At 67.1% G+C, this 23,420-nt stretch carries 22 protein-coding genes and 2 tRNA genes; 10 read left to right on the forward strand and 14 right to left on the reverse strand.

Annotation, left to right across the window (positions count from 1 at the left end; translation table 11 throughout):
* The first annotated feature begins 165 nt into the window (after positions 1 to 165).
* Positions 166 to 2,424 (forward strand): histidine kinase dimerization/phospho-acceptor domain-containing protein, encoded by a 2,259-nt coding sequence (locus P6144_RS03130; protein ID WP_277766254.1) that lies wholly within the window; start codon positions 166 to 168, stop codon positions 2,422 to 2,424.
* Position 2,425: 1 nt separating this feature from the next.
* Positions 2,426 to 3,436 carry a polysaccharide deacetylase family protein gene (locus P6144_RS03135; RefSeq protein WP_277766255.1) on the forward strand — a complete coding sequence of 337 codons (1,011 nt, stop codon included), beginning with the start codon at positions 2,426 to 2,428 and terminating at the stop codon, positions 3,434 to 3,436.
* Position 3,437: 1 nt separating this feature from the next.
* On the opposite strand, the gene P6144_RS03140 is transcribed toward P6144_RS03135, so the two are convergent.
* From P6144_RS03140 to P6144_RS03160, 5 genes are all read right to left on the reverse strand, one after another.
* Positions 3,438 to 3,514 (reverse strand) — tRNA-Pro (locus tag P6144_RS03140).
* A gap of 50 nt (positions 3,515 to 3,564) precedes the next feature.
* A tRNA-Ile gene (locus P6144_RS03145) sits at positions 3,565 to 3,641 on the reverse strand.
* 50 nt (positions 3,642 to 3,691) lie between these two features.
* A complete protein-coding gene (gene dctA / locus P6144_RS03150; protein ID WP_277766256.1) occupies positions 3,692 to 4,990 on the reverse strand; it encodes a C4-dicarboxylate transporter DctA in 1,299 nt (432 codons plus the stop codon).
* A gap of 120 nt (positions 4,991 to 5,110) precedes the next feature.
* Positions 5,111 to 5,344, reverse strand: coding sequence for a hypothetical protein (locus P6144_RS03155; protein WP_277766257.1), 234 nt, complete (start codon positions 5,342 to 5,344; stop codon positions 5,111 to 5,113).
* Between the two features lie 183 nt (positions 5,345 to 5,527).
* Positions 5,528 to 6,904, reverse strand: a complete 1,377-nt coding sequence (locus tag P6144_RS03160; protein WP_277766258.1) for a M20/M25/M40 family metallo-hydrolase — start codon at positions 6,902 to 6,904, stop codon at positions 5,528 to 5,530.
* 507 nt (positions 6,905 to 7,411) lie between these two features.
* Here P6144_RS03160 and ettA point away from each other — a divergent pair.
* From ettA to P6144_RS03175, 3 genes are all read left to right on the forward strand, one after another.
* Entirely contained in the window at positions 7,412 to 9,091 is a 1,680-nt protein-coding gene (gene ettA / locus P6144_RS03165; protein WP_277766259.1) for an energy-dependent translational throttle protein EttA, read from the forward strand.
* 25 nt (positions 9,092 to 9,116) lie between these two features.
* Positions 9,117 to 9,563: a ribose-phosphate pyrophosphokinase gene (locus P6144_RS03170; protein WP_277766260.1), complete on the forward strand. Its 447-nt coding sequence runs from the start codon at positions 9,117 to 9,119 to the stop codon at positions 9,561 to 9,563.
* A gap of 143 nt (positions 9,564 to 9,706) precedes the next feature.
* A complete protein-coding gene (locus tag P6144_RS03175) occupies positions 9,707 to 10,624 on the forward strand; it encodes a hypothetical protein (protein WP_277766261.1) in 918 nt (305 codons plus the stop codon).
* 36 nt (positions 10,625 to 10,660) lie between these two features.
* Here P6144_RS03175 and P6144_RS03180 read toward each other — a convergent pair whose 3' ends face one another.
* The 4 genes from P6144_RS03180 to P6144_RS03195 all read right to left on the reverse strand — a co-directional run bounded on the left by P6144_RS03180 (position 10,661) and on the right by P6144_RS03195 (position 14,120).
* A complete protein-coding gene (locus tag P6144_RS03180; RefSeq protein WP_277766262.1) occupies positions 10,661 to 11,044 on the reverse strand; it encodes a DoxX family protein in 384 nt (127 codons plus the stop codon).
* Between the two features lie 114 nt (positions 11,045 to 11,158).
* Positions 11,159 to 11,437, reverse strand: a complete 279-nt coding sequence (locus tag P6144_RS03185; RefSeq protein WP_277766263.1) for an acylphosphatase — start codon at positions 11,435 to 11,437, stop codon at positions 11,159 to 11,161.
* Between the two features lie 104 nt (positions 11,438 to 11,541).
* Positions 11,542 to 12,018 carry a transcription elongation factor GreB gene (greB, locus tag P6144_RS03190; protein ID WP_277766764.1) on the reverse strand — a complete coding sequence of 159 codons (477 nt, stop codon included), beginning with the start codon at positions 12,016 to 12,018 and terminating at the stop codon, positions 11,542 to 11,544.
* A gap of 95 nt (positions 12,019 to 12,113) precedes the next feature.
* Positions 12,114 to 14,120 carry a lytic transglycosylase domain-containing protein gene (locus P6144_RS03195; protein WP_277766264.1) on the reverse strand — a complete coding sequence of 669 codons (2,007 nt, stop codon included), beginning with the start codon at positions 14,118 to 14,120 and terminating at the stop codon, positions 12,114 to 12,116.
* Between the two features lie 71 nt (positions 14,121 to 14,191).
* Between P6144_RS03195 and dapA the strand changes: the two genes are divergently transcribed.
* Positions 14,192 to 15,073 carry a 4-hydroxy-tetrahydrodipicolinate synthase gene (dapA, locus tag P6144_RS03200; protein ID WP_277766265.1) on the forward strand — a complete coding sequence of 294 codons (882 nt, stop codon included), beginning with the start codon at positions 14,192 to 14,194 and terminating at the stop codon, positions 15,071 to 15,073.
* 123 nt (positions 15,074 to 15,196) lie between these two features.
* Here the strand turns inward: dapA and P6144_RS03205 are convergent, their stop codons facing one another.
* From P6144_RS03205 to P6144_RS03215, 3 genes are all read right to left on the reverse strand, one after another.
* Positions 15,197 to 15,919, reverse strand: coding sequence for a 2OG-Fe(II) oxygenase (locus P6144_RS03205; RefSeq protein WP_277766266.1), 723 nt, complete (start codon positions 15,917 to 15,919; stop codon positions 15,197 to 15,199).
* A gap of 90 nt (positions 15,920 to 16,009) precedes the next feature.
* Positions 16,010 to 16,897: an RcnB family protein gene (locus tag P6144_RS03210; RefSeq protein WP_347275104.1), complete on the reverse strand. Its 888-nt coding sequence runs from the start codon at positions 16,895 to 16,897 to the stop codon at positions 16,010 to 16,012.
* Between the two features lie 117 nt (positions 16,898 to 17,014).
* Positions 17,015 to 17,521, reverse strand: a complete 507-nt coding sequence (locus P6144_RS03215) for a (2Fe-2S)-binding protein (protein ID WP_277766267.1) — start codon at positions 17,519 to 17,521, stop codon at positions 17,015 to 17,017.
* Between the two features lie 167 nt (positions 17,522 to 17,688).
* Here P6144_RS03215 and P6144_RS03220 point away from each other — a divergent pair, with 167 nt between their 5' ends.
* Together P6144_RS03220 and P6144_RS03225 are read left to right on the forward strand one after the other, a co-directional pair.
* Positions 17,689 to 18,489 (forward strand): class III extradiol ring-cleavage dioxygenase, encoded by an 801-nt coding sequence (locus tag P6144_RS03220; protein ID WP_277766268.1) that lies wholly within the window; start codon positions 17,689 to 17,691, stop codon positions 18,487 to 18,489.
* Between the two features lie 66 nt (positions 18,490 to 18,555).
* Positions 18,556 to 18,876 (forward strand): GIY-YIG nuclease family protein, encoded by a 321-nt coding sequence (locus tag P6144_RS03225; RefSeq protein WP_277766269.1) that lies wholly within the window; start codon positions 18,556 to 18,558, stop codon positions 18,874 to 18,876.
* 58 nt (positions 18,877 to 18,934) lie between these two features.
* Here P6144_RS03225 and P6144_RS03230 read toward each other — a convergent pair whose 3' ends face one another.
* The gene (locus P6144_RS03230; protein WP_277766270.1) at positions 18,935 to 19,693 is read right to left on the reverse strand and encodes a class II aldolase/adducin family protein; all 759 of its coding nucleotides are present in this window, start codon (positions 19,691 to 19,693) and stop codon (positions 18,935 to 18,937) included.
* A gap of 121 nt (positions 19,694 to 19,814) precedes the next feature.
* Here P6144_RS03230 and P6144_RS03235 point away from each other — a divergent pair, with 121 nt between their 5' ends.
* Positions 19,815 to 20,213 (forward strand): hypothetical protein, encoded by a 399-nt coding sequence (locus P6144_RS03235; protein ID WP_277766271.1) that lies wholly within the window; start codon positions 19,815 to 19,817, stop codon positions 20,211 to 20,213.
* On the opposite strand, the gene P6144_RS03240 is transcribed toward P6144_RS03235, so the two are convergent.
* A complete protein-coding gene (locus P6144_RS03240) occupies positions 20,198 to 21,595 on the reverse strand; it encodes a short-chain fatty acyl-CoA regulator family protein (RefSeq protein ID WP_277766272.1) in 1,398 nt (465 codons plus the stop codon). The two genes, P6144_RS03235 and P6144_RS03240, sit on opposite strands and share 16 nt — an antisense overlap.
* 240 nt (positions 21,596 to 21,835) lie before the next feature.
* On the opposite strand from P6144_RS03240, the gene P6144_RS03245 reads away from it, so the two are divergent.
* Positions 21,836 to 23,362, forward strand: a complete 1,527-nt coding sequence (locus tag P6144_RS03245; protein WP_277766273.1) for an acyl-CoA carboxylase subunit beta — start codon at positions 21,836 to 21,838, stop codon at positions 23,360 to 23,362.
* The last annotated feature ends 58 nt before the right edge of the window (positions 23,363 to 23,420 follow it).

The raw sequence follows: 23,420 nt of genomic DNA on the forward strand, positions 1-23,420 counted from the left end.
TTTTGATTCGTTTCCTTGTGTTGCGTTTAGACATAATATTATTACGTCGCAACGCAATTGTCCCACAATGCGACGTGCCGAAATGGACGGTTCCGAACGGGCGGCTGGCGGGTTAAGGAATCGTTACGGCGCGCGTTGCGGCGCCGGGTAAAGGGTGGGCACGCGTTGCGCTTCGACGACACATTGGAGACCGTGCTCGCTTCGGATTTGAGCACGCCCTATGGCGTGCAGTCCGCGTGGCGCCAGATCGTTGATCTGATCGGCCGCCGACGCGCGGTGGCAGGCAGCCGCGCGATGGGCGTGCTGCGATCGATCCGCGAATCGGTGCCGCTTCCTGTCCGTGCCGCCAGTGCCCGGGCGCTCGAATCCGCCGATCCGCCGCCGCCGCTGGTGCGCCTCTTCGCGATGGACGAGCTTCAGGTCGCGCTGCCGGTGTTGCGCAGCGCGCGGATGAATTCGTCCGAATGGATCCAGTTGCTACCCGAACTCGCCCCCGCCGGCCGCGCCGTGCTGCGCAATCGCCGCGACTTGAGCCCGGTGGTGCGCCGCGCGCTTGAGAGCTTCGGCCCGATCGACTTCGTGCTTCCTGACGAAACGGTGAAGGACGTGCCGGTCGAGGTCACGGCGTCCGAGCCGGAATCCGTGGAGGAAATCGTCGAGGCGGTGGCGATCGACTGGTCTGCCGTGGTTGACGCCGGTCCCGCCGAAGTCGAACCGATCGATGCAGGGGTGCCGGCCCCGGCCGAGGCGACGGAAGAGCGGGTCGTCGCGGACGCGACGTCCGAACTCCCAGAGCCGGTCTCCGCGGCGGCGGAGTCGGACGAAAGGCCGATAGTCTATTGGAGCGCCACGGCACCGGCGCGGGCGGCGGCATCGTCCGAGAGCCTGTCGGCACTGCTCGCGCGGCTGCCCGATCCTGGCGCACCGGTCGAGCCTGTGGCGGAGATGCCTGTAGAAGCGTCGGCGCTCGATGCCGGCGAAGCCGAACCAGTCGAGTCGATGACGGACACCGCAGTCGTTGCGGCCCCGGAGTCGGCCATCCCGCTGCCCGACGCGGAGGACCTTTCCTTCGTCGCACTGGCCGGTCTCGCGCCGTCGCTGACCGCTGCTGCCGCGCAAGCCGTTGAAACCCCCAAAATTCCGATCCGCCCGGTCCAATCCGGGACAGACGAGTCAGTCATTTCCGCCGAACCGATTGCGCGCCCCGAGGACCGCGCGCAGGGTCTCACCATGGATTACGGGGATGCTCTGGTTGCGCAGAATGCGCAGCGGCTTGCGGAAGGCGCGACCCAGGACGACGGCACGTTCGAGATCGCCGAAGTCGTGGCGCGGATCGACGCGTTCTGGCGCCACCGCGAGGAAGCGGGAGCTGTCGAGCCGCCCGTGCTGCGCCCCGCCGACGAGTTCCGCTTCGAGACCGATGCCAAGGGCATGATCCGCTGGGTCGACGGCGTAAGCCGCGCGCCGCTGGTGGGCGTGTCGCTCGACAGTCAGGCCACGCCGGGTGTCGCCGAAGCATCGCGGGTCGATGGCGTTGCTGCCGGCGCGTTCCGTCGGCGCGCCGGCTTCTCCAACGCCCGTCTCGCCGTCGAAGGTGAGTCGGACGCTGCCGGCGACTGGCTGATCTCCGCGATTCCCGTGTTCGATCCCGCCAATGGCCGCTTCACCGGCTATCGCGGTACCGCGCGCCGCCCGCGCATCGACGAGCGCGCCGAGCCGGTGCGTACCGCCGGGCCGGCAATGCCTGCCGATTCGCTACGTCAGCTCGTCCATGAGCTGCGCACGCCCACCAATGCGATCGCCGGCTTTGCCGAGATGATCGAGGCGCAGATGCTCGGTCCGGTCGGCGATGCCTATCGCGATCGTGCCCAGGTGATCCGGGCGCAGGCGCGCGAGCTGCTCGGGGCGATCGACGATCTCGATCTCGCCGCGCGCATCGACAGTGCGGCGCTCTCGCTGGTGCCGGGCCAGATCGCGCTGCGCCCGGTGCTTGCCGCGATCATCGACGATCTCGCGCCGCTTTCGGAGCTGCGCGGATCGGTGATCGCGCTGCCGATCGCCGACCTGGCGGTCACCGGCGACCGCCGCGCGGTCGAGCGACTGCTGGCGCGGTTGCTGGCGACCCTGGTCTCGGCGAGCGGGCAGGGTGAGCGCATCGGCGTGCACATGGCGGCCGAAGGTGCGGACAAGGTGGCGATCACGATAGACCGGCCCCAGGCGCTGGCCGACTATCCGGGCGACCAGGTGCTCGACATCGACGACGAGCGCGAGGACGCGACGCTGCTCGGCACCGGCTTCGCGCTGCGCCTCGCGCGCAATCTCGCCCGCGAGCTGGGCGGCGCGCTGGTGATCGGTCCGGAAAGCTTGACTTTGCGGCTTCCGGCCGCCGTAAACGAGCAGGTGGGCCAGGCACATCTGAACTGAAGTGGGAGAGGGGGCTCCCGAGCGTGGCGGCTATCGCGTGCCGGCGCCTGAGCGCGACGCGTGCGTCGTGTGGCCGGACGATTTCGGCACCCGCTTCACCATCTTCGTCGATACCGAGGAAGAGTTCGACTGGGGCGCCCCGCTGCGCGCCGATGCGGACGGCACCGGCCATCTCGCTGCGTTGCCGCCGGTCCACGCCCGCTTCGCCGCCGCTGGCGTGCCGCTCACCTATCTGATCGACTATCCCGTTGCCTCATCGCCGCTCGCGATGGACGTGTTGGGCGGCCTGATGGCCGACGGTCGCTCGGCGATCGGCACGCAGCTCCATCCCTGGGTGAACCCGCCGTTCGAAGAGGAAGTGAGTGGCTTCAACAGCTTCACCGGGAATCTCCCGCTCGCACTCCAGCGCGCCAAGCTGGTGGCGCTGACGGATCAGGTGACGCGGGCCTTCGGCAAGCGGCCGGTGGTCTATCGCGCGGGGCGGTATGGGATCGGCCGCGACACGCCGGCGCTGCTCGCCGAGCTCGGCTATCGGCTCGATAGCTCCATGCGGTCGGGCTACGATTATTCGGCGGAGGGCGGGCCTGATTTCGGCGCGGTGCCGAACCAGGCCTTCCGCTTGCCGGGCGGCGTGGTCGAGCTGCCTTTCACCACCGTGTTCACCGGGCGGCTGCGCGCACACGGCGCGGCGCTGCACCGCAGGCTGGGCCGGTTGCCGCGCGGGATCGGCGTGGCAGCGCGGCTGGGGCTGCTTTCCCGGGTGTCGCTGACCCCGGAGGACATGCCGCTGCACGAGGCCAAGGAGGCGGTGCGGGTTGCGCTGGGCGAGGGCGTGCGACTGCTCAACTTCGCCTTCCATTCGCCTTCGGTAGAACCCGGCCACACGCCCTATGTGAAGACACAGGCCGATCTGGCGGCGTTCCTGCGCTGGTGGGACGAGATGCTGGCGCTACTCAACAAACTGGGCGCCAGGCCCGCATCGGTGGACGAAATCGTTCGCGCGATTGGGTAAGTGGTCGGGGAGACAGGATTCGAACCTGCGACATCCTGCTCCCAAAGCAGGCGCGCTACCAGACTGCGCCACTCCCCGACGCGGATTGCGGCCCTAGGCGGTACGGCGCGCCGACACAAGGGTGCTGCTGGTGGGCCCGGCAGGACTTGAACCCGCAACCTAGCCGTTATGAGCGGCCAGCTCTAACCAATTGAGCTACAGGCCCCCCAGCGAACCGCTGCCCTAGCGGAAGAAAAGCCCGCCCCGCAAGCCGCCTCAGACCGGCTTGCCATCGAGTGCGCGGGCCAGCGCCTCGCGGTCGAGCCGGCCCTCCCAGCGCGCCACCACGATCGTCGCAACTGCATTGCCGATGAAGTTGGTCAGGCTGCGGCACTCGCTCATGAACCGGTCGACGCCCAGGATCAGCGCCATGCCCGCCACCGGGATCGACGGCACCACCATCAGCGTCGCCGCCAGCGTGGCGAAGCCTGCGCCGGTAACGCCGGCAGCGCCCTTGGAGGTGAGCATCGCGGTGCCGAGCAGGATGAGCTGATCGGCGAGCGACAGATGCACGCCGGTCGCCTGGGCGATGAACAGCGCAGCGAGCGTCATGTAGATGTTGGTGCCATCGAGATTGAACGAATAGCCCGCGGGCACGACCACGCCGACCACTTCCTTGTCGCAGCCGGCGCGCTCGAGCTTGTCGATCAGCGCGGGCAGGGCGGCTTCGGACGAGGAAGCGCCGAGGACGAGCAGCAGCTCGGCCTTGAGATAGCGCAGCAGCTTGAGGATCGAGAAGCCCGCCAGCCAGCCGACCACGCCCAGCACGCCGAGGATGAACAGGAGCGAGGTGAGGTAGAAGGTCGCGACCAGCCCGCCCAGGCTGAGCAGCGCGGTGAGGCCGTATTTGCCGATGGTGAAGGCCATCGCGCCGAACGCGCCCACCGGCGCGGCGCGCATCAGGATGGCGACGATGCGGAACACCATCTCCGATGCCTGTTCGAGCAGGTCGACCAGGCCGCGCACCCGCTCGCCGATGCTGGCCAGCGCGATGCCGCACAGGATCGCGACGAACAGCACCTGGAGGATCGATCCGGCGGTGAGCGCCGAGACCAGCGTGGTCGGGATGATCGCCATCACGAAGCCGGTGATCGTGGTCTCGTGGGCCTGCTTCTCGAAGCCGGCAACCTTGGCCTCGCTCAGGCCGTGCGGGTCGATGTGCATGCCGGCGCCCGGCTGGACGACATGGGCGACGATCAGGCCCAGGATCAGCGCCAGGGTGGAGAAGAACAGGAAATAGCCCAGTGCCTTGAGCACCACGCGGCCGAGCGAGCCCAGTTCGCGGGCGCCGGCGATGCCGGTCACCAGCGTGAGGAAGATCACCGGGGCGATGATCATCTTGACCAGGTTGACGAAGGCGAGGCCCAGCCATTCCAGCGAGGCGCCGAACGCGGGCCAGAGCGCGCCGACCAGCACGCCCAGGGCAATGCCGATCAACACCTGGATGTAGAGCACCTGCCACCAGCGCTGCGGCTTGGCCGGCCCCGCAGCGGGGCTGGTTGCGACTAGGCTCATATCCTCTCCTTCACCTGCCGGCCCCGCATAGCGGAGATGGCCCCCGACGGAAAAGGGCGCCCCCTTGCGGGAGCGCCCTTCCTATCTCTCGGTCCGGCCAGGCCGGGTGCCGATCAGAGATCAGTGCGCGTTCGCCTCAGCGGCGTCGGCCTTGTTCTCTTCCACGTCGGCAGCGTTCTCGAGGACGGCCTCGGCAGCGGCGTTGGTGGTGTTGTCGGCAGCGGCTTCGTACGCAGCAGCGTTCGCAGCGGCGTCGGCAGCGACGTTCTCGGCGGCGGTGTTGGTGGTGCCACCGTTGCAAGCCGCGAGCGACATCAGGCCGGCGGTCGCAGCAACAATCAGGATCTTCTTCATGTGGTGCTCCTAGAGGAACTCAAACGTTTCGCAGGCGGCCCGAATGCCGATGCGAACCGCTGGAATAGCGGTCGTTGCGTTTGCGTCAATCGCAAATTCACCCGAAGGCAGGATTTAGGACATTTTTTTGCCCAAATCTTGCCCGCTGGCCGCCATCAATGAACCGAGCCCTGATAGGTTCCCTTACTCGCCCTCGCCCTTGGGGATCGGGCCGATATCCTCGGGCGCGTTGGCGGCGATCGCCAGCATCGCCGTCCAGGCTGCCACATTCTGCCGCAGTTGCTCGGGATCGATCTTGTCGAGCGTGTCGTCGGGCGTGTGGTGATAATCGAAATAGCGCAGCCCGTTCTGGCTGAGATCGATCACGCCGACGCCGGTGTTGATCACCGGGCCGACATCGGTGCCGCCATGCGCGGTGCCGCGTCCGCGCGAAATGCCGAGCGGGAACAGCGCCTTGGCCAGCCGGTCTGCGATCGGCTTGGCGCCTTCGGGCAGGTTGGTCTCGAACTTCCAGACGCGATCGGCGCCGAAATCCGATTCCTGCGCCAGCACATGGCGCTCGTTCGCATGCGCCCTGGCATAGGCCGCGCCGCCGAAGCCGCCCGGCTCCTCCGCACCGAACCAGACGACGCGGATCGTGCGGCGCGGCTGGCCCGCATCCATGATCCGCTTGGCGGCGGCGGTGGTGATCGCCACGCCCGCGGCGTCGTCGATCGCGCCGGTGCCGAGGTCCCAGCTGTCGAGATGGCCGCCGATCAGGATGATCCCGGCGGCGGGATCGCTGCCCGGCACTTCGGCGATGACGTTGCCCGATTCGGCCTCGCCCTTCATCCCTGCGGTGATCTGGACGCGCAGCTTGACCGGGCCGCGCTTGAGCAGCCGCTCGAGCTGCTCGGCATCGGGGAGTGACAGGGCGGCGGCGCCGATCGGCTTCACGTCCTTCGCCCAGTTGGTCACGCCGGTGTGCGGGTTGCGGTGATAGTCGGTGCCGATCGAGCGGATCAGGATCGCTGCGGCGCCCTTGGTCGAGGCGATGTTCGGGCCGGCACGGCGGGCGGCGCCGTAATAGCCATATTGCGAGCCGTCCTGGGTCGCGGTCATCGCATTGCTGACGAAGACGATCTTGCCCTTCACCGCCTCGGCCGGAGCGGCCTGGAGATCGGCGAGGGTGGGGAAATAGGCGACCTCGGCCTCGATCGGCCTGGGGCCGGTCGAGCCCGAATTGCCGAGCGCGGCGATGGTCAGCTTCTGCGCCGAGCCGCCGAGCACTTCGGCGGTCTCGATCCCGCGCTCCCAGAGCGGCATCTTGTACGTCTCGATATGGACGTTCTTGAAGCCCAGCGCGGTGAGCTTCTTCACCGCCCAGGCCCGGGCCCGTGCTTCCGCCTCGGTCGCGGCCAGCCGCTGGCCGATCTCGGTGGTGAGGCCTTCGGTGATTTCCCAGGCGAGGTCGTCCTTCAGCGCGGCGTCGCGCAGGGCGACCACGTCATGCGTCTGGGCGAGGGCGGGAAGGGGGAGGGCAAGGGCGGCGACGGCCGCCAGCAGGATGCGCTTCTTCATGGCAGTGGAGGCTAGTCGCCGCCGAAACATTCGGCAATGCGCCGCGCGTTTCCCCTGCGTTTCCGAGCGACATTCAACCGAGTGGTTGTCCAATTCATTGACTCCGTTGACGCGCTCTTACGTGTGGCAAAGCACAACCGGACGGTTGAATGTCACCGCCCGGCCGGCACCCGCCGACCCAGTCGACGACAACAGACGAAATCCAACATTGCAAGCGGATTGGGGGACTGGAAACCAGAAGTGGGATCAAAAACTTCTCGTCACCCTGACCCCGGATCAGGTCTGGGGTTCAGGGTCCAATTCTCCACGTGCGATACCGTCTGTGGCGCGTTGGATGCTGAAACAAGTTCAGCATGACGCAGGTGGAAAGGTCCGGCGCAAGGCGAGGGAGACGGGCCGGGGTTTGTCGACGCCCGCCCGCCACCGGCGCGTTGCCATTTGGCCGGGCCATCGCTACATCGCGGCCAAACTTCCTGCATATCCAGACCTGCGAACGGAGACCGCCACGTGGCCGCCCAATACGCCTTCGTCATGAAGGACATGACCAAGACCTTCCCCGGCGCTCCCAAGCCGGTGCTGAACAACATCAACCTGCAATTCTACCAGGGTGCCAAGATCGGCATCGTCGGCCCCAACGGCGCCGGCAAGTCGACCCTGATGAAGATCATGGCAGGCATCGACAAGGACTTCTCGGGCGAGGCCTGGCCGGGCGAGTACATCACCGTCGGCTATCTGGCGCAGGAGCCCGAGCTCGATCCGAGCAAGAACGTGCTCGAGAACGTCAAGGACGGCGCGCGCGAAACGGCCGACATGGTCGATCGCTTCAACGCGATCTCGGCCGAGATGGGCGACCCGAAGGACGACACCGACTTCGACGCGCTGATGGAAGAGATGGGCGACCTCCAGACCAAGATCGACGCGGTCGACGGCTGGACGCTCGACAACCAGCTCGAGATCGCGATGGAAGCGCTGCGCTGCCCGCCGAGCGACTGGCCGGTCGAGAACCTGTCGGGCGGTGAGAAGCGCCGTATCGCGCTCACCCGCCTGCTGATCCAGAAGCCGGACATCCTGCTGCTCGACGAACCGACCAACCACCTCGATGCCGAGAGCGTCGAATGGCTGGAAAACCACCTGAAGGAATATGCCGGCGCGGTGCTGATGATCACCCACGACCGCTACTTCCTCGACAATGTCGTCGGCTGGATCCTCGAGATCGATCGCGGCAAGTATTTCCCGTACGAGGGCAATTACTCGACCTATCTCGAGAAGAAGGCCAAGCGCCTCGAGCAGGAGGACCGCGAGGAGTCCGGCCGCCAGAAGGCGATCAAGGACGAGCTCGAGTGGATCCGGCAGGGCGCCAAGGGCCGCCAGACCAAGTCTAAGGCGCGTATCGCCAAGTTCGAGCAGCTCCAGGCCGCGCAGGACAACCGCACCCCGGGCAAGGCCCAGATCGTCATCCAGGTGCCCGAGCGCCTGGGCGGCAAGGTGATCGAGGTAGAGAACATCTCGAAGGCCTTTGGCGACAAGCTGCTGTTCGAGAATCTCTCCTTCACGCTGCCGGCCGGCGGCATCGTCGGCGTGATCGGCCCGAACGGCGCCGGCAAGTCGACGCTGTTCAAGATGATCACCGGCCAGGAAACCCCGGACACCGGCACCATCGAAATGGGCTCGACCGTGCGCCTGGGCTATGTCGACCAGAGCCGCGACCACCTCGATCCCACCAAGAACGTCTGGGAGGAAATCTCCGACGGGCTCGATTACATGAAGGTCAACGGCCACGACGCCTCGACCCGCGCCTATGTCGGTGCGTTCAACTTCAAGGGCGCCGACCAGCAGAAGAATGTCGGCAAGCTCTCGGGCGGTGAGCGCAACCGCGTCAACATCGCCAAGATGCTGAAGCGCGGCGGCAACGTGCTGCTGCTCGACGAACCGACCAACGACCTCGACGTGGAAACGCTGGGCGCGCTGGAAGAAGCGATCGAGAATTTCGCGGGCTGCGCCGTGGTGATCAGCCACGATCGCTTCTTCCTCGATCGTCTTGCCACGCACATCCTCGCCTTCGAAGGCAACAGCCATGTCGAATGGTTCGAAGGCAATTTCGAAGCCTATGAGGAAGACAAGCGCCGCCGCCTGGGCGACGCTGCCGACCGCCCGACCGCGCTGGCCTACAAGAAGCTGACGCGCTGATGATGAACCGGGCGCCTGCGTTCTGATGGCACGCAAGGCGCCCGGCTTCGGCGAGACGCTCGACCAGTGGCTGGTCGCCGAAGGCCTGGTACCCGACGACAATGGCGCGGCTGCGATCGCGGACGTGGCGCGGGTGCGGGCGATGCTGATCGCCGCGGCGCGCGAGCGGCGGGTGCTCAGCTATTCGGAGGCGCTCGCCGGGCTCGGCCTGCGCTTCAGCCGGCCCAAGATGCGGGCCTTCTGCAAGACCCTGGACAAGATCGACGCGGACGGCGCGACCGCCGGCGAACCGGGGCTGGCGGTGCTGGTGGTCCGCGAGAGCGACCGGCTGCCCGGACAGGGCTGGTGGACCGGCGCTGCAGAGACGCATGACTATGCGGGCGATTGGACGGGCGCCGAAGCGACGGCGCTTGTGGCCCGGCTTCAGGCCAAGGCCTTTGATCATTGGGTGGCCATGGGCCGTCGGGACTAGCTTGTGTCGACAGCCAGCAATGGCAAGTCGGCACCTGTCCGCTATCACGCGCTGAAGGACACGCCCGACAAGCTCGACTATGACCGTCTGCGCGGGGCACTGGCTGGAGCGGCTGGTGCGCGGGTGGAAACAAGGGGACGCCAATGCTGAAATCGATCGTCGCGGCCGTCGCGCTGCTGGCCGCCATGCCCGCCGCGGCGCAGGCGCCGGCGCTGCAATCCACCACCGATGCCTTTGACGGCTTTGCGACCTCCACCGCGACGATGCCGCCTGCCGAGCGCGTGAAGGCGTTCCGCGCGAAGTTCGATGCGCTGGTGCCGGGTTTCTATGAGCCGCGCTTCGGGGCGACCGAGGCGCAATATGACGCGCGGGTGCAGAAGGCGCTTGAGGGCTATCCGGCGGAGCGCGACAAGTTCCTCGACGCCGCCAAGCGCTTCCAGGCTTCCTATGCCACCGCGAGCGCGCGTTTCCGCACCTTCTTCCCCGATTATGCGCCCGACATGCCGGTCTATCTGCTCCATTCGCTCGGCGAGATGGACGGGGGCACGCGCGATCTGCGCGGCCGGATCGCGGCGGTCTTCGGCGCGGACATGATCGCCAGGATCCACGATCCGGCGTCGATCGGGCCGTTCCTCGACCATGAGATGTTCCACTTCCACCACGCGAAGTTCTTCCCGGACTGCCCGGCCTTGTGGTGTTCGCTGTGGCAGGAGGGACTGGCGGTCTATGTCGCGGCGCGGATGAACCCGGGGACGGACGATCGGGCGCTGCTGCTCACCTTCCCGCGCCCGATCCGGCCGGAGGTGGAGCCGCGGCTGGCCGAGGCGATGTGCTTCGTGCGCGGCAAGCTCGCGTCGACCGACGAGGACGACTACGCGACCTTCTTCTTCGGCAGGGGCTCCGAGGCGCAGGGCGGCTGGCCGCCGCGCTTCGGCTATTATCTGGGATATGTGCTGGCGAAGCAGCTGGGCGACAGCCTGTCGCTCGATGCGCTGGCCAAGCTGCCGCCGGAACAGGTGAAGGCGAAGCTGGAAGCGGCGCTGGCCGGCTATCGCTGCTGACCGTGCCGGGGGTGCCGGCACGGTCGACACGGAGGGTCAGGCCTTTTTGGCGAGGACCGCGTCCGCGCTCCACGAACCGCCGCCGGCGGCTGCGAAGAACAGGAAGATGAAGCAGTAGAGCATGATCGCCTCACCGCCATTGGCGGCGGGGAAGAAGCCGTTCGGCGCATGCACCATGAAATAGCCGACCGCGCACATGCCCGAGGCGATGAACGCCACCGGGCGGGTGAACAGGCCGATCAGGATCAGCGCGCCGCCGACCAGCTCGATCACGCCGGCGGCGGTGAGCATGCCGCTCAGCGGATAGGGGAAGGGCGGCACCCCGAAGAATTTCGAGACGCCGTGCTGCAGGAAACCGAGGCCCGCGACGATGCGCAGGACGCTGAGAAGCTTGTCGGACCAGGTGGCGGGAATGGGCATGACCATCTCTCCTCACGGCCACGCCCCAAGCGCGCCGTTTCGAGGCTGAAATGTTTCATCTCATGTCCCGCCGGTCAACCGACGCCCCGGAAACCGTCCGTTTCCCGAAGCGCGTCAGGCCGTGAAGCGCTTGGTGAAGCCCTTGGCGTGCTTGTCGCCCGCGGTCTGGAAGGCCTCGACATTGTCGACCACCGCCATGGGCGGGCCCTCTCGAAGTGCTTCGGTGAGCGAGACCAGTGCCTCGTCATCCCCTTCGGCGAGCAGTTCCACCCGCCCGTCATTCAGGTTGCGAACCCAGCCCCTCACGCCAAGCTGCTTGGCCAGGCGCACCGCCCAGTCGCGATAGCCGACGCGCTGCACGCGCCCCGACACATAGATACGCTGTGCCGTCATATATCCCCACGCTCTTGTACACGGCCGGCGTCCCTCGCGGCCTGGCACAACTCTATCAATTTGAAGATGCAAGGGAATCGGGGTGCGGTGCGGCTCGTCGCGCCTTAGGGGTAAGTGATCGCAATCACTTCATATTCGCGCTCGCCCGCGGGCAGCATCACCTTGCGCAGGTCACCGATCCCGGCGCCGCGCAGCGCACGGGCAAGGGGGGCGTTCCAGCCGACCAGCCCCTTGCCGGCATCGGCCTCGTCATCGCCGACCAAGGTCAGCGTGCGGTGGTTGTCGTCCTCGTCGGCGATGGTGACAGTGGCGCCGAAATAGGCGCGGCTCTTGTCCGCCTGCTGCGCCGGGTCGACGACCTTGGCCGCCTTCATCCGCTTCGACAGCCAGCCCAGCCGCCGATCGATCTCGCGCAGCCGCTTCCGCCCGTAGATATAGTCGCCATTCTCGGAGCGATCGCCGTTGCTCGCGGCCCAGGAGATGGTCTCGACCAGGGCAGGGCGCTCGGTGGCGAACAGGGCGTCATATTCGGCCCGGAGCGCGGCATAGCCGGCAGGGGTGATGTAGTTGGGGCGGTCCATTGTCTCTTTCGTCATCCCGGCGAACGCCGGGATCTCGTGCCACATGCCGTTCGCTTGCCTCCTGAGATCCCGGCTTTCGCCGGGATGACGGATTCCTAGCCCGGCCGGTTCTTGCCCAGATACCAGCTCGTGTTCGCCGGCCCGCGCGAGCGCGAGCGCTCGGGGTTGAGCAGGTCATAGACTACCGCGTTCTCGATCACGCGCTGGACGTAGTTCTTGGTCTCGAAGATCGGGATCTGCTCGATCCACTGGACGATGTCGCCGCCGGGCAGGCGCGGATCGCCATTGGCGCGGATCCATTTGTTCACATTGCCCGGGCCGGCATTATAGGCCGCGATCGCCAGCGGGTAGCTGCCGTAGAGATTGTACATCCGCTGGAAATAGGTGGAGCCGAGCTGGATGTTGTAGTCGGTGTTGGTGGTCAGCGAGCCCGGATCGTAGCTCATCCCGAGCCGGGTCGAGACTTCGCGCGCCGTGCCCGGCATCAGCTGCATCAGCCCGCGCGCGCCGGCATGGCTGACGGCGGTGCGATCGAACTGGCTCTCCTGCCGCGCGATCGCATGGACGATCGTCCAGTAATCCTGCTGCGCCACCGGCACCGCGACCGTGGGGTAGCCTGCCGCGGTATAGTCCGACAGGCCGTTCTGCAGCGCGCTCTTGCCGACCAGCACGCCCAGGTCCGGGCGGCCGATCGCACGGCTCAGCTCGGCGGCGAGGATGTGATCGGTGTCGGTCGTCGCGTCATTGGCGATCTGGCGGATGAACAGGCTCTGGTCGGCGCGGTTGCCCATGGTGCCGAGCAGCTGCGCGGCGCGCACCGTCTCCTTGCGGAAAAAGGCGTCGCGCACCGCCGGATCGCCGACGCGCGCGTTGAAATCGGGCGGGCGCTTGAGCGGCTGGCCCATGCGTTCGCTGGCGAGCTGCCCGTAATAGACGTCCGGGAAGCCTGCGGCCTGGGCATAATATTTCTGCGCTGCGGCCTGATCGCCCGATGCCTCGGCGGCGCGGCCGGCCCAGTAGAAGCCCTTGGACTGGGTGGTCGGCGTCTTCGAGCCATGGCCGTAGCGATCGAACATGCCGACCGCATCGCGGCTGCGGCCGAGATTGTTGAGCGCCACCGTGCCAGCGAGCCAGGTGAGGCTGGTGTAATCGTCGCGCTCGCCGAGCGGCTGCTCGCTGATGTCGGTGCCTGCCGGGAAGGCGTCGTCGACCTGGCTGGCGATCTGATAGGCGAGGCTGAACTGCCCGTCGGCCTGGGCGCCGCGCGCCGCGGTCAGCAGCACCTCGTACCATTCCTCGGCGTCGCCGGGGAAGGAGGTGAGCTGGCGCGGCTGGGCGAGATAGGCGCGCATCGCCGGGCTCTGGCCGGTGTCGCGCAGCCACAGCGCGCGATCGGCGATGAAGCCGGGATTGGTGCGGCCGAGCGCCAGCGCGGCCGAGCCCTTCACATCGGCATCGGGCGCCTTGGTGCGGAAGGCGATGCGCGCGTCGAACACCGGGCGCATGCCGGGCGAGACATAGGCGAGCTGGCGCTGGGCGGCGCTGAGCGAGCCGGCCCAGAGCAGCATGTCCATCCGCGCGTCATGATCCGCCGGGGTGAGCGCCGAGGAGAAGCCGGCGAGCAGCGCAGTCTCGTCGCGCTGGCGCAGCACGCCGTGGCGCCAGGCACGGCGGGCCTGCTCCTCGCCTTCGCTGCGCCGGCCCGAGGCGACCAGCGCCTCGGCATAGCGGGTGCGGCCCGCGGCGGTCAGCGGCGGGAAACGCTCGAAATAGCGGGCGACCAGCCCGGGTGCCCAGGTGCCGCTCTCGAGCACGGTCTCGGCCGCGGCGCGGCGGCTCTTCTCGCCCGGCCAGCCCGGGTGCATGAGCAGGAAATTGGCATAGTCGGAAAAGGGATAATTGTCCGACTGCTGCAGGCGCTTCCACTCGACCAGCGCATCGGAGAGCTGATCGGCCTGGATATAGGGCGGGGGCACGCGGGGCATGCCCGCCTCCAGCGCCACCTTGTACCACTGGATCTGTTCCTGCGTCAGTTGCGAGGAGACGGCGAGCCCCGAAACGCCCGCGAACAGCAACGCACTTTTGAGGAGCGGAGCAAGCATACTGGACATGATACGCGACCCCCGCCTATCTGCCAGCCCCGATTTGGGGAATTAAGGAAGATTCTGAGACCATGTTTTCGGGCTCCATTCCCGCGCTGGTGACGCCGTTCCGTAACGGCAGCTTCGCGGAGGAAGATTATCGCGCGCTGGTTGAATGGCAGATTGCCGAGGGCTCTGCCGGGCTGGTGCCGTGCGGCACCACCGGCGAGGCCGCGACCATGCCCAAAGACGAGCATTTCGAAGTCGTCCGCGTCTGCGTCGACCAGACCAAGGGCCGCGTGCCGGTGCTCGCCGGCGCGGGTTCGAACGACACGCTCGTCGCGATCGAGAACGTCAAGGCTGCCCAGGCCGCCGGCGCCGACGCGGCGCTGATGGTCCCGCCCTATTACAACCGCCCGAGCCAGGAAGGCATCTTCCGCCATTTCGAGGCGGTGGCCGAGAAGACCGATCTGCCGATCGTGCTCTACAACGTCCCCGGCCGCACCGTGACCGACATCCAGCCGGGCACTATGGCGCGGATCGTTCAGGCGTTCCCCGGCAAGTTCATCGGCGTGAAGGACGCCACCGGCGCGCTTGGCCGCGTGACCGAGCAGCGTGCCGGCTGCGGCGCCGACTTCATCCAGCTTTCGGGCAATGACGAGACCGCGCTTGCCTTCAACGCGATGGGCGGCACCGGCTGCATCTCGGTGACCGCCAACGTGGCGCCGAAGCTGTGCGCCGAATTCCAGGCGGCCTGGGCGGCGGGCGACACGGCAAAGGCGCTGGCGCTGCACGACCTGCTCTATGCGTTGCACCTGGCGATGTTCACCGATGCCTCGCCGGGGCCGGTGAAGTACGCGATGACCCGCGTCCGCCCGGGCTTCCCCGACGAGCTGCGCCTGCCGATGACGCCGGCTGGCGAAGCGAGCCGGGCGGCGGTGGACGCGGCGCTGGCGAAAGCGGGGCTGGTCTAGGGGATTCCGTCACCCTGAACTTGTTTCAGGGTCCAACCATCGGCGAGCGCCGGACAAGAGGTTCAGGCGCTTTCGCCCGATGCCCGCTGGATGCTGAAACAAGTTCAGCATGACGATTGGAAGTTAGGTCCGCTGCTCGCCGCCCGAATAATAGGTCGGCACCGGGCCCTTGATCCAGGCGTTCTCGCGGAACCACTTGGTGACGATGTACTTCGTCCCCTCGATCACGCGCATGCCCTCGTGGAGCGTGTCGTAATTGGGGGTGCCGTCCTCGGCCATGTTGTTCCAGATCAGCATCAGGCCCTTTTTAGGCTTGAAGCGCACGCCGGCGCGCGGGAACCAGGTGGCGCCGCCCTCCTCGACATCGTTGAGATAGACCATCGCGGTCCAGGTGCGCTGGCCGCCGGTCTCGATCATGCGATCCCAATATTCGGCGTTCTCGTGGAAATAGTCGCAGTGCGCGCGGAACTGCTGGCCGGGCGCATAGCGCTGGCCCTGCAGCGTCTCGGCATTGACCGGGGGAATGCCGAGCGTGTGGGCGATGCGATCGTCGATCGGCCAGATCTCTTCCGACCAGCGATCGAGATCGGTGGAGCTGCTGGTGCGGAACTCGGGATCTTCGTGCACCGCGAGCAGCGTCGACGGGCGCGCCGCGCCATCGATCAGCCGGATCAGCAGGTCGCATTCCTCGTCGCTGAAGAAATTGGGATAGGTGAACATCTGCGCCGCCTCGACCTTGGCGCGCTTGACGTTGGGATCGGCCTCCAGCTTGGCGACCACCTCACGGGCGATCCGCGCCCGGTTGGGCGAGGGGGATCCCGATATTCTGCCGATATTCTTGCTCACAAGGGGCCAATTCGCGCCTGAAGGATGGAAATGCAAGAGGCCCGGTCCTTGCGGTCCGGGCCTCCCGTTTCTGGCAAGATGCGGGCTCGCTTACCAGAAGATGTCGTAGATCACATCGACGACTTCGCCGGTATCGACGTCCACCAGCAGGGCGTCGTTATAGTAGCGGACCCAGCGATAGGGGCCGTACACGTCCGGCAGGCGATAGTAATAGGGATCGTTGATCCAGTATTGCGACGAGAACAGCATCGCGCTCAGCGTGTAGCCGATCGAGAAGCGGCGATAGCCATAGCCCCAGCCCGACGGCGCATAATAGCGCGGCAGGCGGTAGATGCCGCGGTTCGAATTGCGATAGCCGCGCCAGTCGTAACGGTTGTCGTTGCGCCAGCCATTGCTCCAGCGACCGCTGTTGCCGTTCCAGCCGCGGTTGTTGTCCCAGCCGCGGTTGTTGCCGCGATTCCAGTCCGGCCGGCCGTTGTTGCGGTTGCGGTCGTTCCAGCCCGGGTTGCCGCGGTTGAAGTCGGGACGCGGATTGTTGTTGCCGCGGTTGAAGTCCGGACGCCCGTTGCTGCCGCCACGGTTCCAGTCGGGGCGGCCGTTGCTGCCGCCGCGATTGCCGTCCCAGCTGCGCTGCGGCTGCTGCTGCGGCTGCGCCTGGACCTGCGGGGTGCCGCGCGGCTGGCCGCCATTCCACTGCGGGCGATCGCCGCCGCGGTTCCACTGGCCGCCACCGTTGCTGCCGCGGTCGCCGCCATTCCAGCTGCGCTGGGGCTGCGCCGACTGCTGCTGGCCACCCGACGACGGACGGCTCCAGTTGCCGCCATTGCCGCCACGGTTCTGCGGCGCGGGCTGCGAGGCGCCCGAATTGCCGCCGTTGCGGCCGCCGCCGTCTCCACGGTGCCCACGATCCTGCGCCAGTGCCGGCGGGACCAGGGCTGTTGCGGCGATGATCGCCGCGAGCAAGGTCTTCTTCATCATGTGTCTCCGCTGGGACCGGCAAACACGCCGGGCTTTCGAGGGTAAACGTCCCTTAAAGCCCGGTGGCTGACACGACTCTGAATTCGCCTGTCAGCTTATTGAAAGCATTTGAAACATTCACGGTTCGGGCATGGTGGGCGCATCCTGGCCCGCAGGCGGCTCGGGCGCGTCGCCGCGGGCGATGCGGGCGGCGTTCTGGATGGCGTCCATCAGCCGCGGATAAATGCCGCAGCGGCAGATATTGGGGATCGCGTCCTTGATGTCCTGCTCGCTCGGATTCTTGTTGGCGCGCAGCAGCACCGATGCGGCCATCACCACACCGGGGATGCAAAAGCCGCATTGCGGCACGTTCGCCGCGATCAGCGCCTGCTGCACCGGATGGCTGCGATCCTTGGACAGGCCCTCGATCGTGGTGACGAAGGTGCCCTCCAGCGCGCCGATCGTCTCCTGGCAGGCGAGGCGGGCGGTGCCGTCCACGTCGACGGTGCAGGCGCCGCAATCGCCGGTACCGCAGCCATTCTTGGTGCCGGTGAGGTTCGAGGCGTCGCGCAGCGCCCAGAGCAGCGGCGTGCGCGGATCCATCTTGTAGGCGACCGGCTGGTTGTTGACGGTGAAGCGAGTCACTCGTTCCCCTCCCGCTTGCGGGAGGGGTTAGGGGAGGGGCTGTTCCTCTGCATTGTCGCTACATGCCCTCCCCCGACCCCTCCCGCAAGCGGGAGGGGAGAAGCGGGAAACGGGGTGTTTCCGAAACCGGCATTGTGCCGCGTCGTGCGCCACGCGACATCAACCGCATGACACTTCCTTCGCTCTTCATCCCGCATGGCGGCGGCCCCTGCTTCTTCATGGACCCCGATGGCGGCCCGCCCGATCCGATGTGGGTTCGCATGCAGGCCTATCTCGCCGGGCTGATCGGCTCGCTGCCCGAGCGGCCCAAGGCGATCCTGCTGGTCTCCGGCCATTGGGAAGAGGAGCGGGTGACCGTCCATGCCGGCAACGGCCAGCCGCTGCTGTTCGACTATTATGGCTTTCCCGAGCACACCTATCGGCTGCGCTGGGACGCGCCGGGCTCGCCGGAAGTGGCGGCGCGGGTGAAGGCGCTGCTCGAAGGCGCGGGCTTCCCGGTGGGCGAGGAAACCGAGCGGGGCTGGGACCACGGCGTGTTCATTCCCATGATGGTCGCGGTGCCGGGCGCGGACATCCCGCTTGTCCAGCTGTCGCTGCGCAAGGACCTCGATCCCACAGACCATATCGCGATGGGCGAGGCGCTCGCTCCCCTCCGGCAGGAGGGCGTGCTGATCGTCGGATCGGGGATGAGCTTCCATAATCTGCGTGCCCGCGGCCCGGAAGTGACGCCCTATTCGGACGTATGGGACGATGCGCTGACCGCGGCGGTGACGCATGCCGATCCCGCCGAGCGGGCGAAGCGCGTCGCCGCCTGGGACAAGCTGCCCTACGCCCAGTTCGCCCATCCGCGCGAGGAGCACCTGCTGCCGCTGATGGTCGCGCTCGGCGCGGGCGGGGACGGGCCTGCGGTGCGCGATTACCGCGACCATGTGTTGGGGTGGACGGTCTCGGGCTACCGGTTCGGGTAACCACCTCCGCTCTGGATACATCTCCGTCACCCCGGCCTTGTGCCGGGGTCCACTGCGCCGCACACAATGTTGCTCGTGATCGAAGGCACGCCCTGCGTCTATATTCTGGCCAATCGCTACAATGGCGCGATCTATGTCGGGGTGACGTCCAACCTGCTGGGCCGGGTGATCCAGCATCGCGAAGGTGCCTTTGAAGGCCATACCAAGCGGTACGGGATAACGCGGCTCGTCTATTTCGAAACCGGCGAGAGCATGGAAGGGGCGATTGCGCGCGAAAAACAGCTCAAACGCTATCGGCGCGATTGGAAACGCAACCTGATCGAGTTGCGGAACCCGATGTGGAATGACCTTGCGGTTGGTTTCGGGCTTGAACCGTTGTCTGCATGACCCGCCGCACGGTGGACCCCGGCACGAGGCCGGGGTGACGATTGGGTGGGGCTGCCCCTTACTCCCGCCAGCTCTTGTCCGTCCGGTCCACCAGCCGCACCATTGCCGCGAAGTCCGCCGCGCCGGGGCCGCCGGGGACCTGGGCCATGTGGAGGTCGCGCTGGTGCACGGCGATCACTTCGTCTGGCACCACCAAAGGCTCGCCCATGCTCGCGGTGGCGACCTGGATCTCGCAGGCGCGCTGGAGCGACCAGTGCTTGATGAACGCCTCGGGCAAGGTGCGCCCCATCACCAGGATGCCGTGGTTCTTGAGCAGCATCACGCGCTTGTCGCCGAGATGCTCGAGCAGCCGCTCGCCCTCCTCGTCGCGCACCGTCACGCCTTCGAAGTCGTGATAGGCGATCTGCCCGGCGAAGCTCGCGGCATAGAAATTGGTGGGGCGCAGGCCGCCCTCGACGCTGGCGACCGCCATGCCCGCGGTGGTGTGCGTATGCGCGATGCAATGGGCGTCGGGCAGATGCCGGTGGAACAGCGAATGCTGGACGAAGCCGGCGCGGTTCACCGGATAGGGCGAGTCGTCGAGCTTGTTGCCGTCGATGTCGATCTTGACGAGGTTCGAGGCCTTCACCTCGCTGAAGTGCAGCCCGAACGGGTTGATCAGGAACGCGCCTTCCTCGTCGGGCACCTTCAGCGTGATGTGGTTGTAGATCATCTCGGACCAGCCGAGCATGTCGAACACGCGGTAGCAGGCGGCGAGTTGCTGGCGGGCTTCCCACTCAGCTTCGGTCATCTGCGAATTGCGCAGCGCGGTGGCCATGATACCTCTCCCAAGGCTTTTTCGTTTTTCGGGTATGCCACGCACCAGGCCGTCGCCGCAACTGTCGCGCGCGCCTTCAATATTGTTGCATTGCAGCGAAGATGCGGTCAGCTTCCGGATCATGAAGCTCAGCCGCATCGCGTGGACGATCGCCCGGGTCCTGTTCGGGCTCTTCTTCCTCTACGCGCCGATCATGATCATGATCTCGTTCGGCGGGCAGCACCCGCCGGAGACCGTGCCGGCAGCGGCGCATTTCACCGAGGCGCTGAACGCCACCGGCTTCATGAACCCGGCGCTGATCGCGGTGCTGCTGCTGGGCGGGGCGTGCATGTTGTTCGATCGCTCTGCGCCGATCGGGCTGATCCTGCTGGCGCCGCCGATCTTCGTGATCGCACTGTTCCACTGGTTGCTGACGCACAACTATGTGTGGGGCAGCATCTGGCCGATCTGGTTCGCGGTGCTGGCATGGCACTATCGCGCGGTGTTCGCGCGGCTCTGGGAGCCTCAGCGGAAGGCGTAGGGCACCACGCTTCGCCGATCCGGATCGATCGAGATCGCGGAGGCGGCGGGCGGGAAAGCGCGCTGGTCGCAATCGGCGCGCGGGCAGATGCGGCAGCTCGATCCGATCGGCGTCGCCGCGCCGCCGGGCTTCAGGTCGTCCGCATAGACGAAGTCCGCCGCGTGCATCTCCTCGCAGCCCAGCGCCACCGCATAGCGGCGCGAGGGGCGGGCATAGCTGCCCGAGGGCTTCACCAGCCCCTTGGCCATCGAGACATAGCGGGTGCCGTCGGGCATCTCGGCATGCTGGACGAGGATCCGATCGGGGATCGCCACCGCCTCGTGCACCATCCAGAGCGGGCAGGCGCCGCCGAAGCGGGCGAATTGCAGGCGCGTCGCCGAGTGGCGCTTGGTGATGTTGCCCGCCATGTCGACCCGGCAGAAGAAGAAGGGCAGGCCCTGCGCGCCCGGGCGCTGCAGCGTGGAAAGGCGGTGGCACGCCTGCTCGAAGCTCACCCCGAAGCGCTGGCGCAGCCGGTCGATGTCGTGGCGGACGTCGCGGGCGGTGTCCTTGAAGGCGGCATAGGGCATCAGCAGCGCGCCGGCCGCATAATTGGCGAGGCCGATGCTGAGCAGCTCGCGAGAGGCGGGCGAGGCCAGGCCGGAGCCCTCGACCACTGCGCGCATCTCGTTCTCGAACTCATAGCGCACCAGCCGGTGGGCGAGCAGGAAGGCCCGGCTCTCGGGCGGCAGCGCGCTGTTGACCGCAAGCGTCCGATCGCCGGCGTCGAAGCGGCTGAGCTGGCTGCCGTCGCCATCCTCGCCGGTGACGCGCACGCCGTGCCAGCGCAGCCGGTCCTCGAGCCCGCGCGTCGGGCGGTCGGGATCGAGGTCGGCGGCGAGCGCCTCGGCCGAGAGGTCGATCGTGTCGATATAGTTGCCCTCGGCCTGGAACCAGTCGCGCACTTCCTCCCAGGGGAGCGGCGCCGCGTCGCTCGAGCCGCTGTCGAACCGGTCGTCGAGCACGCGCAGCTGCTCCTGGCTGCGGCGCCACGCCTCGTGCAGCGCCACCATGCGGCGGGCGAGCAGGGGCTGCTGCTCGATGCCGCGGCGGACATCGGCTTCCTCGATCCGCTCGGCGGGGACGCTGGCGTCGGTGGCCGCGTCGATCGTGCGGAGCAGGGCGGAGCTGTCCGCCGCGTCGCCGAACGCCTCGAGCGGGAATTCGCGCGAGAGCGCGACCAGCACGATGTCGGTGATCGGCCGGTCGTTGTTCTCGATCTGCGAGAGGTACGAGACCGAGATACCGAGCCGCGCCGCCATCGCTGCCTGGCTCAGCCCCACGCGCCGGCGCAGCTCGCGCAGGCGGAAGCCTTCGAAGACGCGGCGGCGGGGGGTGCTCAAAGCCCCTCCCCTTCAGGGGAGGGGTTGGGGTGGGGCAGTGCCGCGGGTGCAAGGCTCGGTGAGACGGACAGGCCCCACCCCCAACCTCTCCCCTGAAGGGGAGGGGCTTGATAGGCGGTTCGGCTCGATCTGCGCATATCCGCAGTATATCTGCAAACCTGCACGATACAACTTTGCAACATTGCATTTGCGGTGCGTGCGTGTCCCGATGCAGAAGCCGCGACTTCCAAGGGGAATTGCATGTCGTCGACGATCGAGGAACTGGAACGCCGCCGCGCCGCCGCCCGCCTGGGCGGGGGGCAGAAGCGGATCGACGCGCAGCACGCCAAGGGCAAGCTCACCGCGCGTGAGCGGCTCGAAGTGCTGCTCGACCAGGGCTCGTTCGAGGAGCTCGACATGTATGTCGAGCACAATTGCGTCGACTTCGGCATGCAGGACCAGATCGTCCCCGGTGACGGCGTCGTCACCGGATCGGGCACGATCAACGGCCGCCTCGTCTTCGTGTTCAGCCAGGACTTCACCGTGTTCGGCGGCTCGCTCAGCGAACGCCACGCACAGAAGATCTGCAAGATCATGGACATGGCGATGAAGGTCGGCGCCCCGGTGATCGGGCTCAACGACAGCGGCGGCGCGCGCATCCAGGAGGGTGTCGCGTCGCTCGGCGGCTATGCCGAGGTGTTCCAGCGCAACGTGCTGGCATCGGGCGTGGTGCCGCAGCTCTCGCTGATCATGGGCCCGTGCGCCGGCGGCGCGGTCTATTCCCCGGCGATGACCGACTTCATCTTCATGGTGAAGGACTCATCGTACATGTTCGTCACCGGCCCGGATGTAGTGAAGACCGTTACCAACGAGATCGTCACGCAGGAGGAACTGGGCGGCGCTGTGACGCATACCACGAAGTCGGGGGTCGCCGACGTGGCCTTCGACAATGACATCGAGGCGCTGCTCGCGGCCCGCGACTTCGTGGACTTCCTTCCCGCCTCGAACCGCGAAGAGGTGCCCGAGCGGCCGAGCGACGATCCCTGGGATCGCCTCGAGCCGAGCCTCGACAGCCTGATCCCGCCGAGCGCGAACCAGCCCTATGACATGCACGAGCTGATCAAGAAGACGCTCGACGAGGGCGAGTTCTTCGAGCTGCAGCCGAGCCATGCCGGCAACATCCTGATCGGCTTCGGCCGGATCGAGGGACGCACGGTGGGCGTGGTCGCCAACCAGCCGATGGTGCTGGCCGGGTGCCTGGACATCAACTCGTCGAAAAAGGCGGCGCGGTTCGTGCGCTTCTGTGACGCGTTCGAGATTCCGATCGTGACGTTCGTCGACGTGCCGGGCTTTCTGCCGGGGGTGGGGCAGGAGCATAGCGGCATCATCAAGCACGGCGCCAAGCTGCTCTATGCCTATGCCGAGGCGACGGTGCCCAAGATCACGGTGATCACGCGCAAGGCCTATGGCGGCGCGTATGACGTGATGGCCTCCAAGCATCTGCGCGGCGACTTGAACTATGCCTGGCCGACCGCCGAGATCGCGGTGATGGGTGCCAAGGGTGCGGTGGAGATCATCTTCCGCGGCAAGACGCCGGAAGAGATCGCTGAGCGCACCGCCGAATATGAAGCACGCTTCGCCAATCCGTTCGTCGCGGCGAGCAAGGGATTCGTGGACGAGGTGATCATGCCGCATTCCACGCGCCGCCGGATCGCGCTGGGGCTTCGCAAGCTGCGCAACAAGCAGCTCGAGAACCCGTGGAAGAAGCATGACAATATTCCGCTGTAACCCTGTCCGTCATCCCGGCGAAAGCCGGGATCTCGGGCGGCGGGCGCACGGTTTGTGG

The sequence above is a fragment of the Sphingomonas sp. HITSZ_GF genome (assembly GCF_029543155.1).
In the GTDB taxonomy this organism is placed as follows: domain Bacteria; phylum Pseudomonadota; class Alphaproteobacteria; order Sphingomonadales; family Sphingomonadaceae; genus Sphingomonas.